Annotated in this window: 14 protein-coding genes and 1 pseudogene; 7 read left to right on the top strand and 8 right to left on the bottom strand. The window is 77.4% G+C overall.

The genetic code is table 11. The annotated features are described in order from the left end of the window. Positions 1–119 precede the first annotated feature (119 nt). The 3 genes from AB6N24_RS20280 (at position 120) to AB6N24_RS20270 (ending at position 3,742) form a co-directional block, all read left to right on the top strand. A complete protein-coding gene (locus AB6N24_RS20280) occupies positions 120–1,094 on the top strand; it encodes an AAA family ATPase (RefSeq protein ID WP_412871176.1) in 975 nt (324 codons plus the stop codon). 9 nt (positions 1,095–1,103) lie between these two features. Then, positions 1,104–2,396, top strand: coding sequence for a DUF58 domain-containing protein (locus AB6N24_RS20275; protein ID WP_412871175.1), 1,293 nt, complete (start codon positions 1,104–1,106; stop codon positions 2,394–2,396). 125 nt (positions 2,397–2,521) lie between these two features. Beyond that, a complete protein-coding gene (locus tag AB6N24_RS20270; protein WP_412871174.1) occupies positions 2,522–3,742 on the top strand; it encodes a winged helix DNA-binding domain-containing protein in 1,221 nt (406 codons plus the stop codon). 15 nt (positions 3,743–3,757) lie between these two features. On the opposite strand, the gene AB6N24_RS20265 is transcribed toward AB6N24_RS20270, so the two are convergent. Next, on the bottom strand, positions 3,758–4,747 hold the full coding sequence (locus AB6N24_RS20265; RefSeq protein WP_412871173.1) for a stage II sporulation protein M: 990 nt from the start codon (positions 4,745–4,747) through the stop codon (positions 3,758–3,760). 49 nt (positions 4,748–4,796) lie between these two features. Here AB6N24_RS20265 and AB6N24_RS20260 point away from each other — a divergent pair, with 49 nt between their 5' ends. Beyond that, on the top strand, positions 4,797–5,615 hold the full coding sequence (locus AB6N24_RS20260; protein WP_412871172.1) for an RDD family protein: 819 nt from the start codon (positions 4,797–4,799) through the stop codon (positions 5,613–5,615). Positions 5,616–5,628: 13 nt separating this feature from the next. Here AB6N24_RS20260 and AB6N24_RS20255 read toward each other — a convergent pair whose 3' ends face one another. After that, positions 5,629–6,411 carry a M15 family metallopeptidase gene (locus AB6N24_RS20255; RefSeq protein ID WP_412871171.1) on the bottom strand — a complete coding sequence of 261 codons (783 nt, stop codon included), beginning with the start codon at positions 6,409–6,411 and terminating at the stop codon, positions 5,629–5,631. A gap of 182 nt (positions 6,412–6,593) precedes the next feature. Here AB6N24_RS20255 and AB6N24_RS20250 point away from each other — a divergent pair, with 182 nt between their 5' ends. Beyond that, the gene (locus AB6N24_RS20250) at positions 6,594–8,267 is read left to right on the top strand and encodes an ABC-F family ATP-binding cassette domain-containing protein (RefSeq protein WP_412871170.1); all 1,674 of its coding nucleotides are present in this window, start codon (positions 6,594–6,596) and stop codon (positions 8,265–8,267) included. 63 nt (positions 8,268–8,330) lie between these two features. Here AB6N24_RS20250 and AB6N24_RS20245 read toward each other — a convergent pair whose 3' ends face one another. From AB6N24_RS20245 to AB6N24_RS20230, 4 genes are all read right to left on the bottom strand, one after another. Next, on the bottom strand, positions 8,331–8,549 hold the full coding sequence (locus AB6N24_RS20245; protein ID WP_412871169.1) for a Trm112 family protein: 219 nt from the start codon (positions 8,547–8,549) through the stop codon (positions 8,331–8,333). A gap of 1 nt (position 8,550) precedes the next feature. After that, entirely contained in the window at positions 8,551–9,636 is a 1,086-nt protein-coding gene (locus AB6N24_RS20240; RefSeq protein ID WP_412871168.1) for a phosphohexomutase domain-containing protein, read from the bottom strand. An 83-nt stretch (positions 9,637–9,719) separates the two neighbouring features. Next, positions 9,720–10,007 (bottom strand): hypothetical protein, encoded by a 288-nt coding sequence (locus tag AB6N24_RS20235; protein ID WP_258726424.1) that lies wholly within the window; start codon positions 10,005–10,007, stop codon positions 9,720–9,722. A 21-nt stretch (positions 10,008–10,028) separates the two neighbouring features. Continuing rightward, positions 10,029–10,418 (bottom strand): DUF3499 domain-containing protein, encoded by a 390-nt coding sequence (locus AB6N24_RS20230; protein WP_258726423.1) that lies wholly within the window; start codon positions 10,416–10,418, stop codon positions 10,029–10,031. Between the two features lie 61 nt (positions 10,419–10,479). Between AB6N24_RS20230 and AB6N24_RS20225 the strand changes: the two genes are divergently transcribed. Both AB6N24_RS20225 and AB6N24_RS20220 read left to right on the top strand, forming a co-directional pair. Next, complete coding sequence (locus AB6N24_RS20225; RefSeq protein WP_412871167.1) at positions 10,480–10,932, top strand: metallopeptidase family protein; 453 nt, start codon at positions 10,480–10,482, stop codon at positions 10,930–10,932. 12 nt (positions 10,933–10,944) lie between these two features. Then, positions 10,945–11,862, top strand: coding sequence for a glycosyltransferase (locus tag AB6N24_RS20220; RefSeq protein WP_412871166.1), 918 nt, complete (start codon positions 10,945–10,947; stop codon positions 11,860–11,862). Between the two features lie 138 nt (positions 11,863–12,000). Here the strand turns inward: AB6N24_RS20220 and AB6N24_RS20215 are convergent, their stop codons facing one another. Together AB6N24_RS20215 and AB6N24_RS20210 are read right to left on the bottom strand one after the other, a co-directional pair. Beyond that, on the bottom strand, positions 12,001–13,569 hold the full coding sequence (locus AB6N24_RS20215) for a DUF5719 family protein (RefSeq protein WP_412871165.1): 1,569 nt from the start codon (positions 13,567–13,569) through the stop codon (positions 12,001–12,003). Next, positions 13,566–14,695: pseudogene (locus tag AB6N24_RS20210) on the bottom strand (glycosyltransferase family 2 protein); the annotation flags it as partial. The pseudogene AB6N24_RS20210 and the gene AB6N24_RS20215, both read right to left, overlap by 4 nt.

Here is a 14,695-nt window from a genome sequence, read left to right as displayed (position 1 = left end):
CGCCGCAGCCGCACGCCGCCGGGCCGGACCTGCAGAAGCACCAGGCCGCCGCGCCCGCCCCGCAGCCGCAGCACGCCGCGGGGCCCGCCCCGCAGCACCAGCCCCAGCACGCCCCGCCCGTGCAGGCAGCCCCGGCGGGGCCGTCCCCCGAGCTGCGCTCGGCCCTCGCGGCCGTCCGCACCGAGGTCGCGAAGGCCGTCGTCGGGCAGGACGCCGCCGTCACGGGCCTGCTCATCGCGCTGCTGTGCCGCGGCCACGTGCTGCTCGAGGGTGTGCCGGGCGTCGCGAAGACCCTGCTCGTGCGCACCCTCTCGGCTGCGCTCGACCTCGACACCAAGCGCGTGCAGTTCACGCCCGACCTCATGCCCGGCGACGTCACGGGCTCGCTCGTGTACGACGCGCGCACCGCGGAGTTCTCGTTCCGGCAGGGCCCGGTGTTCACCAACCTGCTGCTCGCCGACGAGATCAACCGCACGCCGCCCAAGACCCAGGCGTCGCTGCTCGAGGCCATGGAGGAGCGCCAGGTGTCGGTCGACGGCACCCCGCGCCGCCTCCCCGACCCGTTCCTGGTCATCGCGACCCAGAACCCGGTCGAGTACGAGGGCACGTACCAGCTGCCCGAGGCCCAGCTCGACCGGTTCCTGCTCAAGCTGACGCTCCCCCTCCCGGAGCGCGACCAGGAGATCGAGGTCCTCCAGCGGCACGCCTCCGGCTTCGACCCGCGTGACCTCGCCGGGGCGGGTGTCCGGCCGGTCGCCGGGGTCGCGGTCCTCGGCCGGGCACGCGACGAGGTCGCCCGCGTGCAGGTCTCGCGCGAGGTGCTCGGGTACGCGGTCGACGTGTGCCGGGCGACGCGGCAGTCCCCGTCGCTCGCGCTCGGGGTGTCCCCGCGCGGCGCGACCGCGCTGCTCGCGACGTCGCGCGCGTGGGCGTGGCTGTCCGGGCGCGGGTACGTCACGCCGGACGACGTGAAGGCGCTCGCCCACCCGACGCTGCGGCACCGCGTGCAGCTGCGCGCCGAGGCCGAGCTCGAGGGCGTCACGACGGAGAGCGTGCTCGACACCGTGCTGGCCGCCGTCCCCGTCCCCCGCTGAGCCGGCCGCGTGGCGATCACCTGGCGGGCCGTCGCGCTCACGGCGCTCGGCGTCGTGGCGGTCCTCGTCGTGCCCGTCCGTGGGACGGTGCTGCTGTGGACGCTCGTGGTCGTGCTCGCGTGCGTCCTCGACGCCGCGCTGGCCGCCTCGCCGCGGCTCGTCGCGGTGCAGCGCAGCGTGCCCGCCTCGGTGCGGCTCACCGACCAGGTCCGTTCGGTGCTCACGGTCCGCAACGTCGGGACGCGGCGGCTGCGCGCGACGGTGCGTGACGCGTGGCAGCCGTCGGCGGGCGCGCAGGGCAACCGGCACACCGTCGACGTGCCGCCCGGCGACGGCCGGCGCCTGACGACGACCCTCGTGCCGACGCGCCGCGGGGACCGGCACGCCGACCGGGTGACGATCCGCACCGTCGGGCCGCTGGGGCTCGCCGGCCGCCAGGCGTCGCTCGACGTCCCGGGCGTGCTGCGGGTCCTGCCGGAGTTCGCGTCGCGCCGGCACCTCCCGAGCCGCCTGGCGCGCCTGCGCGAGCTGGACGGGCGCGCGGCCGTGCAGGTGCGGGGGCAGGGCACCGAGTTCGACTCGCTGCGCGAGTACGTGATCGGCGACGACGTCCGGTCCATCGACTGGCGCGCGACCGCCCGGCGCGCCGACGTCGTGGTCCGGACGTGGCGCCCCGAGCGGGACCGGCGCGTCCTGATCGTGCTGGACACGTCGCGGACCTCGGCCGCGCGCACGCTCGACGCCCCGCGCCTCGACGCGTCGATCGAGGCGGCGCTGCTGCTCGCCGCGCTCGCGTCGAAGGCGGGCGACCACGTCGAGCTCCTCGCGTACGACCGCAAGGTCCGCGCGCGGGTCGTCGGCGCGAGCGGGGCCCGGCTCATGCCCGCGATCGCCGACGCGCTCGCCCGCGTCGAGCCCACGCTCGTCGAGACCGACTGGCCGGGCGTGGTGGGTCAGGTGCGCGAGCGCCTGACCCAGCGCTCGCTGCTCGTGCTCCTCTCGGCCCTCGAGCCCGCCGCGGTCGAGCAGGGGCTCCTCGGGGTCGTGGGGAGCCTCGCCGAGCGGCACCAGGTCGTGCTCGCGTCGGTGCGCGACCCCGAGGTCGAGGAGCTGCGGACGGGACGCGCGGACGTCGCCGCGGTGTTCGACGCGGCCGCCGCCGAGCGCGTGGAGCTCGAGCGGACCGCCGTCGCGGCCCGGCTCCGCCGGCGTGGGATCGAGGTCGTCGACGCGCTGCCCGACGACCTCGCGCCGCGCCTCGCGGACACGTACATCGCGCTGAAGGCGGCCGGGCGGCTCTGACCGGGTCGGCGCCGCGCACCCGGCGCGCCGGACGGTGCGACGCCGACGCCGGCACCCCGTCGGGCCGAGGCCGGTCGACGGGCCGTCCGCCCCCACGACCGGGGGCCGGCCGGTAGCGTCACGGCGTGGCCAGCCGACGCACGCCCGGCGCCGCAGCGGGAGCGATCGCCCCGCTGCTCACGCGCGCGGCCCTCAACCGCGCGCTGCTCGCCCGCCAGCACCTCCTGACGCGCGCGGAGCTGCCCGCGGTCGCGCTCGTCGACCACCTCGTGGGGCTCCAGGCTCAGCTGCCGCGCTCGCCGTACACGACGCTGTGGTCGCGGCTCGTGGGCTTCCGGCACGGCGAGCTGTCCGAGGCGCTGCTGGACCGCCGGGTCGCCCGCATCGCGGTCATGCGCGGCACCATCCACCTCGTGACCGCCGAGGACGCGCTGGTCCTGCCCGGCCTCACGGCCCCGCTGTACGAGCGTGACCTGCGCCAGAACGTCCTGCACGGCACCGCGCTGCGGACCCTCGACCTCGCGGAGCTCACCGAGGCGGCCCGGACCCTCGTCGAGGCCGAGCCGCGACCGTCGACGGAGCTCGGTCGGCTGCTCGCGGAGCGCTGGCCGGACGTCGCGCCCGGGAGCCTCGCCTACGGTGCGCGTGGCACGCTCCCGCTCGTCCAGGTCCCGCCGCGCGGGGTGTGGGGCCGGTCCGGTGCGACGACGTGGACGACGACGCGGGCCTGGTTCGGCGACGACCGCGCGGCGAGCGCCCCGGACCTCACGGACCCGGACGTGCGCGCGGCCGAGCTCGAGCGGCTCGCGCTGCGCTACCTGGGGGCGTTCGGCCCGGCGAGCGTCGCGGACGTGCAGACCTGGTCGGGGCTCGGCGGCCTGAAGGAGGTCGTCGACCGTCTGCGCCCCCGGCTCGTGACCTTCCGGGCGGAGCCGGGACCGGGCTCGGCGTCGGGCAGGGAGCTCGTCGACCTGCCCGACGCCCCGCGGCCGGACCCGTCGACCCCTGCACCGGTCCGGTTCCTCGCCGACTTCGACAACCTCACGCTCTCGCACGCCGACCGGACCCGGGTCGTCTCGGAGGAGCACCGGCGCGCGCTCGCGACGAGGAACGGCATGGCGCCGGGCACCGTGCTCGTGGACGGGCGGGTGGCCGGCACGTGGGCGGTCACGCGCGAGCGGCTCGACCCGGGCGGCGTGCGCGCGCGACGCGAGCTCGCGACCCTCACCGTGCGTCCCCTCGCACCCGTGGACGCCGCGACCCGCGCCGAGCTGGTCGCCGAGGCGGAGGGACTCGTCCGCTTCGTCGCGGACGACGCCGCGGAGCACCGGGTCGCGCTCGCCTGACGGACGGCCCGGCGGTCAGTCGGCGACCGCGACCGCGTAGCCCGCCTCGTCGGCGGTCAGGTCACCGGTCTCGTGGCTCGCGACCGCGCGGCGGCCCAGCACGTAGACGTAGACCCAGAACGCCGCGAGCACCACGGCCCCGATGGCGATCTTGAGCCACCACGGGAGCCCGGAGCCGGTCACGAAGCCCTCGACGAGCCCCGAGACCGCGAGGACGCCCACGAGCCCGAGCGCGACGGTGAACAGCGCCCGCCCCTCCTCCGCGAGCGCGCGGGTGCGGGTGCGGGGACCCGGCTCGACCCACGTCCAGAACAGCCGCAGCCCGGCCGCCCCGGCGACGAAGATCGCGGTCAGCTCCATGAGCCCGTGGGGGGCGATGAGCTGGAGGAACACGTCGAGGCTGCCGTGCTCGGCCATCATGCCGCCGGTCGCCCCGACGTTGACGGCGTTCTGCAGGAGCATCCACACGGGCCAGATGCCGCTGATGCCGAGCGCGACGGCCTGCGCCGCGATCCACGCGTTGTTGGTCCACACCATCGCGGCGAACCCCGCGCCCGGGTCGTAGTACGACGCGAACGCGTTCTCGACGTACTCCGTGCGCTCGCTGGGCGTACCCATCGCCGCGAGCGCGTCGGGCTGCGTCGCGACCCACACGCCCGCCACCACGGCGAGCGCCACGCACGCGAACGTGACCGCGTGCGTCCACCAGCGGATGCGGTAGAGCGCGGCGGGCAGCGACACGACGAGGAACCGGGCCGCGTCACGCCACGCGGGCTCGTGCGCGCCGGCGATCAGCGAGCGGGCCCGGGCCAGCAGCTGCGAGAGCCGGGTGACCACCTCGGGGTCGGGTGCGCTCGACCGGACGGTCGACAGGTCGGTCGCCACCGCCTGGTACAGGCGGACGATCTCGTCGGCCTCGGCGCCCGTGAGGCGACGGCGGCGCGTCAGCTCGTCGAGGCGCGCCCAGGAGGGGCTGCGCACCGCGGTGAAGGCGTCGAGGTCCACGCCGGTTACCCTGCCACAGGATGGGCACGGGTCGAGGAGGGGACGCGGGATGAGCGACGGCATCGTCACGGGCGAGGGCGTGCTGCTCGACGCGCGCCCCACGTCGTTCGCGTCACGCGTGCTCGCGTCGATCGTCGACGTCGCGGCGCTCGGGGTCGCCGCCGTCCTCGTGCTGATCATCGTCGGCCAGACGTCCTTCACCCCGAGCGAGGCGTTCGTGCGCATCGCCCTCATCGCGACGCTCGCGACGGTCACGGTCGTCGTCCCGACGACCGTCGAGACACTGACCCGCGGCCGGTCGCTCGGCAAGGTCGTCGCCGGCATCCGCATCGTGCGGGACGACGGCGGGCCGGTGCGGTTCCGGCAGGCGCTGATCCGCGCGCTCGTCGGCGTCGGCGAGCTCTGGCTCACGTTCGGCTCGGTCGCGCTGATCTGCTCGATCGTCCACCCGCAGGGCAAGCGCGTCGGTGACGTGCTCGCGGGGACGTACGCGGTGCGGGTCCGCGGCAAGGCCCCCGCGCGCACGGCCGTCGCGATGCCGCCGCACCTCGCCGCGTGGGCGCACTCGGCGGACGTGCGGCGCCTGCCCGACGGGCTCGCGCTCTCGGTCCGCCAGTTCCTCGCGCGCACCGGGACGCTGCATCCCGCCTCGCGCGTGCAGCTCGGGACGCAGCTCGCGGCGGAGGTCGGCCGGTACGTCGCTCCGCTGCCGCCCGTGGGGACGCACCCCGAGTACTTCCTCGCCGCGGTGCTCGCCGAGCGGCGTGCGCGCGAGCACGCCGCCGGGCAGCGCACGGCGCAGCGGGCGGCGGAGGAGAGCGCGCTGCTGGCGCGCCTGCCGCACGGCGTCCCGGACCCGGTGGACTGAGAGCGCCGCCCTCTCAGCGCCCGGTCACCGAGAAGTGCTGGTAGTCGACCGGTGACGTCCAGTCCCCGCCCCACCGCCACCCCGCCGCGGCGAACGCCGTGACGACCACGTCGCCCGCGTGCACGACGCCGGGCAGGTCGGGGCGGTCCGCGTACGGCGCGCCCTCGGGCGGCAGCACGAGCGTCCCGCGCACGTACGGGTTCTCGCGGGGGTTCAGGTCGAGCGCACGGCCGTAGGCGTGCTCGGACCAGCCGGTGCCGCGCGTGATCGCCCGGCAGTTGAACGCCGACGTGTTGTCCGCGGCCATCGACGCGTCGTCGCTGCCCCCGAAGTCGTCGACCAGGCGCATCGACCGGATCGGGTACCCGGCCTCGAACAGCGTCCGGAAGACGCCGACGACGCCCTCGGCGACGTCCGCGTGCACCACGAGCTCGCCGGTGACGACGCCGCCCTCGAAGTCGTGGTGCGTGAGCGTGAGATGACGCAGGTCCTCGAGCGGCACGGGGCAGCCCGGGCGCCACGACGGGGCCATGCGCGCCGCGAGGTCGGGGCCGACCTCGCTCACCGTCGCGGCGAACTGCGGCGCGGGAGGCTCCGGCGGGACCGTCGGCGGCGGCTCGGGAGGCGGTGCCGGGGGCGTGGTCGGGGGCGTGGTGGCCCCGCCCGGCGTCGGGGTGGCACCGAGGTTGGGGCTGCCCGTCACCGGGGCGCTCGTGGTTGGGGCGCGCGCCCCGCCGGAGGCGCCGCCGACGCACCCGCCGAGCGCGAGCGTCACCAGGAGGACGGCAGGGAGCACGACTGAGGAGCCGGCTCGCCGGTGACGCGGTCCCGCGGCCGCTCGTCGGTCGCCGGTCCCCGCCCCCGCTCCCCCGTCCCCCATGCAGCGATCGTGCCGGACGCCGCCGCCGCTGCCCAGCCCCGCGGCCCCCGCACCGCCCGGAGGACCGGCGCGCGCCCCGGACGGGGGACAATCTCGGGGTGACCGCCACCCTCGTCGCCCGCGGCCTCGCCGCCGCGCACGCCGATCGCACCCTGTTCTCCGGTCTCGACCTCGTCGTCTCGCCGGGCGACGTGCTCGGGCTCGTCGGGGCGAACGGCGCCGGGAAGTCCACGCTCCTGCGCCTGCTCGCGGGTGTCGCGACCCCGGAGGCCGGGTCGGTGACGCTGTCCCCCGCGCACGCGCTCGTCGGCTGGCTCCCGCAGGAGCCCGAGCGGAGGGCCGGTGAGTCGGTCGCCCAGCACCTCGCCCGCCGCACGGGGGTCACCGCCGCCCAGGACGCGCTCGACGCGGGGGCTCAGGCCCTCGCCGACGGCGTGCCGGGTGGCGACGACGCGTACGCGCTCGCGTTCGACCGCTGGATGGCGGTCGGGGCCGCCGACCTCGACGAGCGCACCGGCCAGGTGCTCGCCGACCTCGGCCTCACGGTGGACCCCGGGCACCCGATGACGGGCCTCTCGGGCGGCCAGGCCGCACGCGTCGGCCTGGCGGCGCTCCTGCTCTCGCGCTTCGACGTGCTGCTGCTCGACGAGCCCACGAACGACCTCGACCTCGACGGGCTCGCGCGGCTCGAGACCTTCGTCCGGTCGCAGCGTGCGGGCGTCGTCGTGGTGAGCCACGACCGCGAGTTCCTCGCCCGGTGCGTCACGGGCGTCGTCGAGCTCGACCTCGCGCAGCAGCCGGTCGCGGTGTACGGCGGGGGCTACGACGCGTACCTCGAGGAGCGGGCCACGGCACGGCGGCACGCGCGCGAGGCGTACGAGCAGTACGCGGACCGGCGCTCGTCGCTCGAGGAGCGCGGGCGCACGCAGCGCGGCTGGATGGAGAAGGGCGTCCGCAACTCGATCCGGAAGTCGAGCGACCCCGACAAGCACATCAAGCACCACCACCGCGAGGGCTCGGAGAAGCAGGCGGCCAAGGCGCGTCAGACCGACCGCATGATCGAGCGCCTCGAGGAGGTCGCCGAGCCCCGCAAGGAGTGGGAGCTGCGCTACGAGATCGCGGCCGCCCCGCGCGGGTCGAGCGTCGCGGCCGTGCTGCGCGGTGCGGTCGTCGAGCTGGGTGCCTCCGAGCGCGGCCCCGGCTTCGTGCTCGGGCCGCTCGACGTGCAGGTCGACGCGGGTGACCGCATCGCGGTGACGGGGGCGAACGGCGCCGGCAAGACGACCCTCCTGCGCGCGCTGCTCGGCCGCGCGCCGCTCGCCGCCGGCTCGTCGTCGCTCGGGTCGAGCGTCGCGGTCGGCGAGGTCGACCAGGCGCGCGCCGCGCTCGGCGCGGACGGGCCCGGCGCGGAGCCGGTGCCGCTCGTCGAGGCGTTCGCCCGGGAGGTCCCCGACTGGCCGGACGCCGACGTCCGCACGCTGCTCGCGAAGTTCGGGCTGCGCGCGGCGCACGTCACGCGTCCCGTCGTGAGCCTGTCCCCCGGGGAGCGCACGCGCGCGGCGCTCGCGCTGCTGCAGGCCCGCGGCGTCAACCTGCTCGTGCTCGACGAGCCGACGAACCACCTCGACCTGCCGGCGATCGAGCAGCTCGAGGAGGCCCTCGAGTCGTACACGGGCACGTTGCTGCTCGTGACGCACGACCGCCGCATGCTGGACGCCGTGCGGGTGACCCGCCGGTGGTCCGTCGCGGACGGACGGCTCACGGAGTCCTGACCCGCGGGGCGCTCCCCCGCCGGCCCACCGCGCCGGGCCGGCGTGGTCCCGGTTCCGGGGCGCTCAGGCGTCGCGCAGCGGGCGGGCGTCGTCCGCGAGCAGGACCGGGATGCCGTCCCGCACCGGGTACGCGAGCGGGTTCTCCGGGTCGGTCGAGTGCAGCTCGGGCTCGCCGTCGGGCCCGTGCCCGTCGACCAGCGGCGCGTGCGTGACCGGGCACCGCAGGATCTCCCGGATCCAGGGCTCGAGCGTCGGGGTGGTGGGGGCGGTGTTCTCGGTCATGTCACCGATCCTCCCGCACGAGCGCGAGCACGTCGTCCCGCACCTTCTCGACGATGTCCTCGTCGGCGGCCTCGACGAGCAGCCCGACCCGGTTCCCGGCGTCCGACGCGCGCAGCGAGAACCACCACTGCGGCATCTGGTCCCAGTGCGAGACCGTGAGCCCGTCGAGCGGGTCGGCCTCGACGGGACCCGCGCCCTGCCGGGCGACGTACGCGTCGTGCACGCGCTCGAGGGCCGCGGCGGCGTCCGGGGTGTCCACGACGAGGACGCCCGTCGAGACGTACGGCTGGTAGAGCTCGGCGAGCACCGACATCGCGTGCGGCTGGCCCGCGAGCGCCGCCACGACGTGCAGGCCCGCGAGGAGAGCCGGCCCGGCCGGGGAGTCCGCCGGACCGCGGCCCACGCCGTCCGGCGCACCGGCGGAGCCGACGACGAGCACCCCGCCGTGCCCGACCCCCAGCGCGGCTCCGTGCTGCGCGACCGCGTCCACGAGGGCCGTCCGCCCCACGCGCACCCGGACGAGGTCGGCCCCCGCACCGCCCACGAGGTCGTCGAGGACGCGGGAGGCGAGGACGTCGTGCACGACGGTGGGTGTGCGCCCGGCCTCGAGCTCGCGGGCGACCGTGCGCAGCCCGAGGACCACCGCGACGACGCCCTCGTCGACCGGCTGACCGGTCTCGTCGAGCACCGTCAGCGCGCAGCCCGTCGGGTCCAGCGCGAGCCCCAGGTCCGCGCCGTGCTCCAGGACGGCGGCGCGCAGGTCGGCCGTCGACGCCGCGGCGTCGGCCCGGGTGCGCAGCCCGGCATCGCGGAGGTCGCCGGACGTGGGGGCGGGTGCGCCGCCAGGCTCGTCGTCGCCGCGCAGGAGGACCAGGGTCAGAGGGCTGTCGTGGCCCCGCGCCAGCCCGCGCACCGCCCGGCCGGCCGAGCCGTGCGCGGCGTCGACGACGACGGTCACGGGGCGGGCGAGGTCCCCGCCGACGACCTCGCGCAGCCACTCGTCGGGACCGCTCTCCCGGCCCTGCCCCGGCGACGTCGCGCGCCCCTCGACCGGGACGGGACGGTCGACCTCACGCGGCTCAGGCACGTCCGGGAGTCTACCGACCGGCCGTGCGCGGGGGTCCGGCAGGACCGCCGCGGCACGGACGGGACGGACGGGGACGGCGGGGCTCAGGCCTTCTTGCCGCTCCGCGCGAGCACCTCGTCGCGGGTCAGCGGAGTCCCGTCGCCGTCGGTCGGGTACCAGCCCTTGTGCTCGCAGCGGTGGCACGAGACGAAGACCACCGCCGTCCCGTCGCCCAGCACCATGCTCAGCCGGGTCAGCGACTCCGACCCGCACGACGCGCACGTCTCGGTCCCGCGCGGCACCGACGGCTCACCGCGGCTCAGCGAACCGAGCGGCGCCGGCTCCTCGCTCGCACGTCCTCGCCCGCGCCGGGGCGTGTCGCCCTGTCCCATGCTGTCTCCCCCCGGAGCCCGTCAGCCCTCGTCGCGCAGGATACGCAGGTGGCCTCGCCGCGGCGCGGTGGACTCCGCCGCCGGGGGCGGGGCCAGGCGTGACGCCGGCTCGGTCACCACCGGCAGCGCACCCGTGCGGGGCCGGCCCGCCTCGCGCACCGCGTCCGCGAGCGCGAGCAGGTCGTCCTGGCTGGGACCGGTCTCGACGAACTCGGGCGTCAGGCGCACGACCTCCCACCCGCGCGGCGCGGTCAGCCGCCCCGCGTGCTCGACGCACAGGTCGTACGAGTGCGGCTCGGCGTAGCCCGCGAGGGGCCCGAGCACCGCGGTCGAGTCCGCGTACACGTAGGTCAGGGTGGCGACGGCAGCACGGCCGCACGCCGTGCGCGAACACTGCCGGACGGATCTCACAGGGCAGACCGTACCGCCGCGGGGCCCGCGCCCGGCACTCCCACGCCGCTACAGTGCGAGCGTGAGCTCCCTCGCCCGTGGCCGGGCCCCCGACCCGGCCCCCGTCCGGCGCCGCGACCGCCGCGGACGCGGGCTGCGCGGCCCCCTGCTGCCGACCGACGTGCCCGGCTACCGCACGCGCGCGCAGCGCTTCGACGAGCTCGTGCTCGACTCGGTCGAGCGGCTGGAGAAGCGGTGGGCCCGCCAGCTCGACGGCACCGAGTTCGCGGTCGAGGACTTCCCGCCGTCGAACCCGGCTCCCTGGGAGCGGGGCGGCGTGCCGCTCGGCCGGTACTTCCCCGCGGACGCCGGGCTCCCGGCACGCATCGTCGTGTACCGCCGGCCCGTCGAGTCGCGCGCGCTCGACGTCGCCGACCTCGGGGAGCTCGTGCGGGACGTGGTCGTCGAGCAGGTCGCGCACCTGCTCGGGAAGACGCCGGAGGACGTCGATCCGGAGTACGGCGACGGGCACTAGCCTGTGTCGTCGATGAGCGCCGACGACCCCACCGCCCCCCGTCCTGCCCCCGGAGCCGACACGCGTGCCGACGCCGCCGGAGCGACCACCGCCGGCTTCCGGGTCGTCTGCGTCGTGTACCACCCCGGCGACGAGCTCGAGGACTTCGCCGCGTCGCTCGCCCGCGCGACGACCGCACCCGTCGAGCTCGTCCTCGTCGACAACGGCACCGACCACACCACCACCCGCGAGGTAGCCGAGCGGCACGGGGCCCGCGTCGTCGTCCCGGGGTCCAACCTCGGCTACGGGGGCGGCGCGAACGCCGGGGCCTCGGGAGCCGCCCAGCGGTGGCTCGTCGTCGCGAACTCCGACCTGGTGTGGGAGCCCGGCTCCCTCGACGCGCTCGTGGACGCGGCCGGGCGGCACGAGGGCGCGGGCGCGTTCGGCCCGGCGCTGCTCAACCTGGACGGCAGCGTCTACCCCTCGGCGCGCGAGCTCCCGTCCCTCACGCAGGGCGCCGGTCACGCGGTGTTCGCCCGGGTGTGGCCCTCGAACCCGTGGACGCAGGCGTACCAGCGCCGCCAGGAGGCGGTGGGCGACGAGCGCGTCGCGGGCTGGCTCTCGGGCGCCTGCCTGCTCCTGCGGCGCGAGGCCTTCGAGGCCGTCGGCGGCTTCGACACGTCGTACTTCATGTTCTTCGAGGACCTCGACCTCGGCGAGCGGCTCGGCCTCGCCGGGTGGCACAACGTCTACGTCCCGGGCGCCCGCGTGACGCACGTGGGCGGGACGTCGTGGCGCGCACGGCCCGCGACGATGATCTCGGCGCACCACCGCAGCGCCGCCCGCTACCTCACGCGCCGCTACCACCGCTGGTACCAGTGGCCGGTGCGGGTCGCGGTCCGCGTGGGGCTCAAGGCCCGAGAGCTCCTGGAGCTGCGCGCGGCGCGCTGAGCGCACCCGCGGCGGCACGGCGGGCTCCGCGGCGGTCCGGGGCCGGGAGCGCTGCGGCTCAGCCGGACGGATTGCGGCTCAGCCGGACGGGGTGCGGCTCAGCCGGACGGGGTGCGGCTCAGCCGGACGGGGTGCGGCTCAGCCGAGGCCCAGCCGGGTCGCGGCCCGGACCCGGACCTGCGAGCCCGTCGGGGCGTCGGCCGTGGGCAGCAGCACCGAGAGCAGCGTCCCGTCGGGGTTCTCGGAGGTGAGCACCACGGCCCACGCGGCCTGGACCGTCCCGCCCTCGTCGGTGTCGACCGCGAGCTCGATGCCGGCCGCCTCGGGCGCGACGGGGACCTCGAGGGTCCGGCCCGGCTCGAGGGTCACGTCCTGCTCCGGCAGCGGGTCGCCGTCGCCGTCGAACGTCCGCAGGACCCCCTCGACGGGTCGCCCGTCCGCGGGGTCGTCGCCGTCCGCGAGCGCGGTGACGACCACGGTCGCGGAGACGCCCTCCGGCACCGCCACGAGCCCGCCGTCGCCGGGTGCGCTCGCGGCCGACCACGCGCGCTCGAGCACCGGGGTGTCGTCGAGCTCGCCGGGCTGCCCGGGGCGTGTCGTCATCGCGGCGGCCACGACCGGCACGTCGGCGTCGACCACGGCCGTCCAGGAGCCCGCCGGGAGCCCGCCGAGGGGCACGTCGGTCACCTCGCCCGGGGCGAGCTCGATCGCGTCCGTCCCCGGCAGCGCGGTCACCCCGTCCGCGCCGAGCATCGACAGCCGCACCGAGGCGGCCTCCGTGCCCGGTGCGAGCAGGCGGAGCACCGCCTGGCTCTCGTCGCCGACCGCGGAGGCCAGCACCGAGACCCCGGGCACGACCTGGCGTGCCGCGGGCGGCTGCCCGGGAACCACCAGGTCCGTGCCGGCGGGCGTGAAGCCGCTGAGCCGCGAGTCCTGGAGGTGCGCGGTGACGGACCCCCCGGAGGCGACGACGTGCACGACGACGCGACGCTGCTCGGCCGCGACCGCCGGCAGCGCGAGCACGCGCTCGGCACCCGGCGCGACGACCTGCCGGGCGCCGCCCGCGAGCTCGACGCGACCCGACGGGCCCCACAGCTCGACGTCGACGTCGCTCGCCGTCGTCCCGGGGTTGGTGAGCACGAGCGACGCGGAGCTCTCGAGCGCCGTGCTGCCGCCGACGAGCCACAGGTCGACGCCGGGCCGCTGGCACGTCGCGGCGGACAGGCCGCGCAGGTCGCCCGCGGTCACGAGGCCCGACGCGCTCGCCGCGACCCGGGCCGGCTCCCCGTCGACGGGCTCGGCGCGCACGACGAGCGGGGCGCCCGGGTCCGGCACCCCGACCACGGCGGCCGGTCCCCCCGGCTCGAGCTCCCCGGCGGCGTCGCCGCTGCCGAGCTCGGCGACCACGCCCGCCGCCGCAGCACCGCCCGGGGCCGCGACGGTGAGCGCGTCGACACGCTCGACGGGGTCGACGGGGGTCGGGTCGAACGCCGAGTCCCCGGCGCCGGTGTCGTCGGGCAGGATCAGCGGGCCCGGGCACACGAGGGTGCTGCGCGGCGGCGCGACCTCGACCACCGTGGGCTCGTCGTCGACGAGCGCGGGTGCGGGGAGCCGGTCGGCGCCCAGGACGGCGCCGGCGGCGAGCACCAGGACCCCGGCGCCCGTCACGGCGCGGGCCACCCGGCCCGGCCAGGTGCGCGTGCTCATCGTCGGCCCGCCTTCCGTCGACGCAGGGGCAGCGCGAACAGGACCGTGAGCAGCAGCACGACACCCTGCGCCACGAGCCAGGGGGTCCGCTCCGGGTCGCGGTGCGCCACGACGAGGCGGCCGCCGTCGTCACCGAGCTCGAACGTCTGCCGCCAGCCGTCGGTCACCGCGCGCAGCGGGCGCCCGTCGAGCGTCGCGCGCCAGCCCGGGTCCGCGCGCTCGGCGAGCACGAGCAGCCGGTCGCCCGTCCCGGCCTCGACGCGCGTGTCGACCGCGTTGCCGTTCGACGCGACGGCGACGCCCGCGGCCGGGTCGTCGCCGGGGGCCACGACCCGCGCCCACGACTGCACGACCTCGACGGGGGTGGCGCCGCGGGTGGCGGCGGACGGCTGGACGCGCCAGATGGCACCGGAGGGGTTCTCGGTGATGCGCTCGAGCCCCGCCGTCGCGTCGAGGCGGGCCACGAGGTCGGCGCGCGCACGCTCGAGCGCGGCCCGGTCGTCCCCGTCCGCGTCGACCGCGCCGCCGGTGGGCGCGGCAGGCACGGCGGGGACCAGCACGTCGGCCACCGCGAGCGCGGCGAGGTCGCCGGACACGTCCCCGCTCGTCGCGCCGGCGAGGCGGGCGACGACGTCCTGGACCTCGTCGGTCGCGTCGTCGGGCTCGGCGAGCCGGGGGGCGTCGACCGGGCCGGTCACGGTGCGCGTGGTCGCGCTCGCGGCGACCTCGACGAGCTGGGCGCCGTCGTCGCGCAGCAGCTGCCAGGTGAGGACGCCGTCGGCGTCGCCGGTCAGCGCGAGCACGCGCGCGGAGGCGGGCTCGGCCTGCGACTGCTGACCGACCGCGGGCACGACGGGCCGGTCGAGCGCGGTGAGCCGCACGGCGTCGCCCTCACGCGCCTGCCACGCCCACGAGGCGAAATACAGCACCGGGACCACGCCGAGGAGTGCCGCGAGCACCGCCACGGCGGGCTGCCGCCAGCCGAACGTCGAGCGGGCGAGGCGTGCCGAGATGCCGTCGGCACCGAGCACGCCCGCGGCCAGGAGCCCGGCCCCCGCGAACGACACCGCGGCCCCGGCCCACGGCAGCACGGCGTCGCCGTCGGCGGCCGCGACCTGGACGACGC

Origin of the sequence: Cellulomonas jepli (genome assembly GCF_047229345.1) — a bacterium.
GTDB lineage: Bacteria > Actinomycetota > Actinomycetes > Actinomycetales > Cellulomonadaceae > Cellulomonas_A.
Note: the sequence above shows the minus strand (reverse complement) of the source record. Positions and strands in the feature narration are given on the sequence as shown.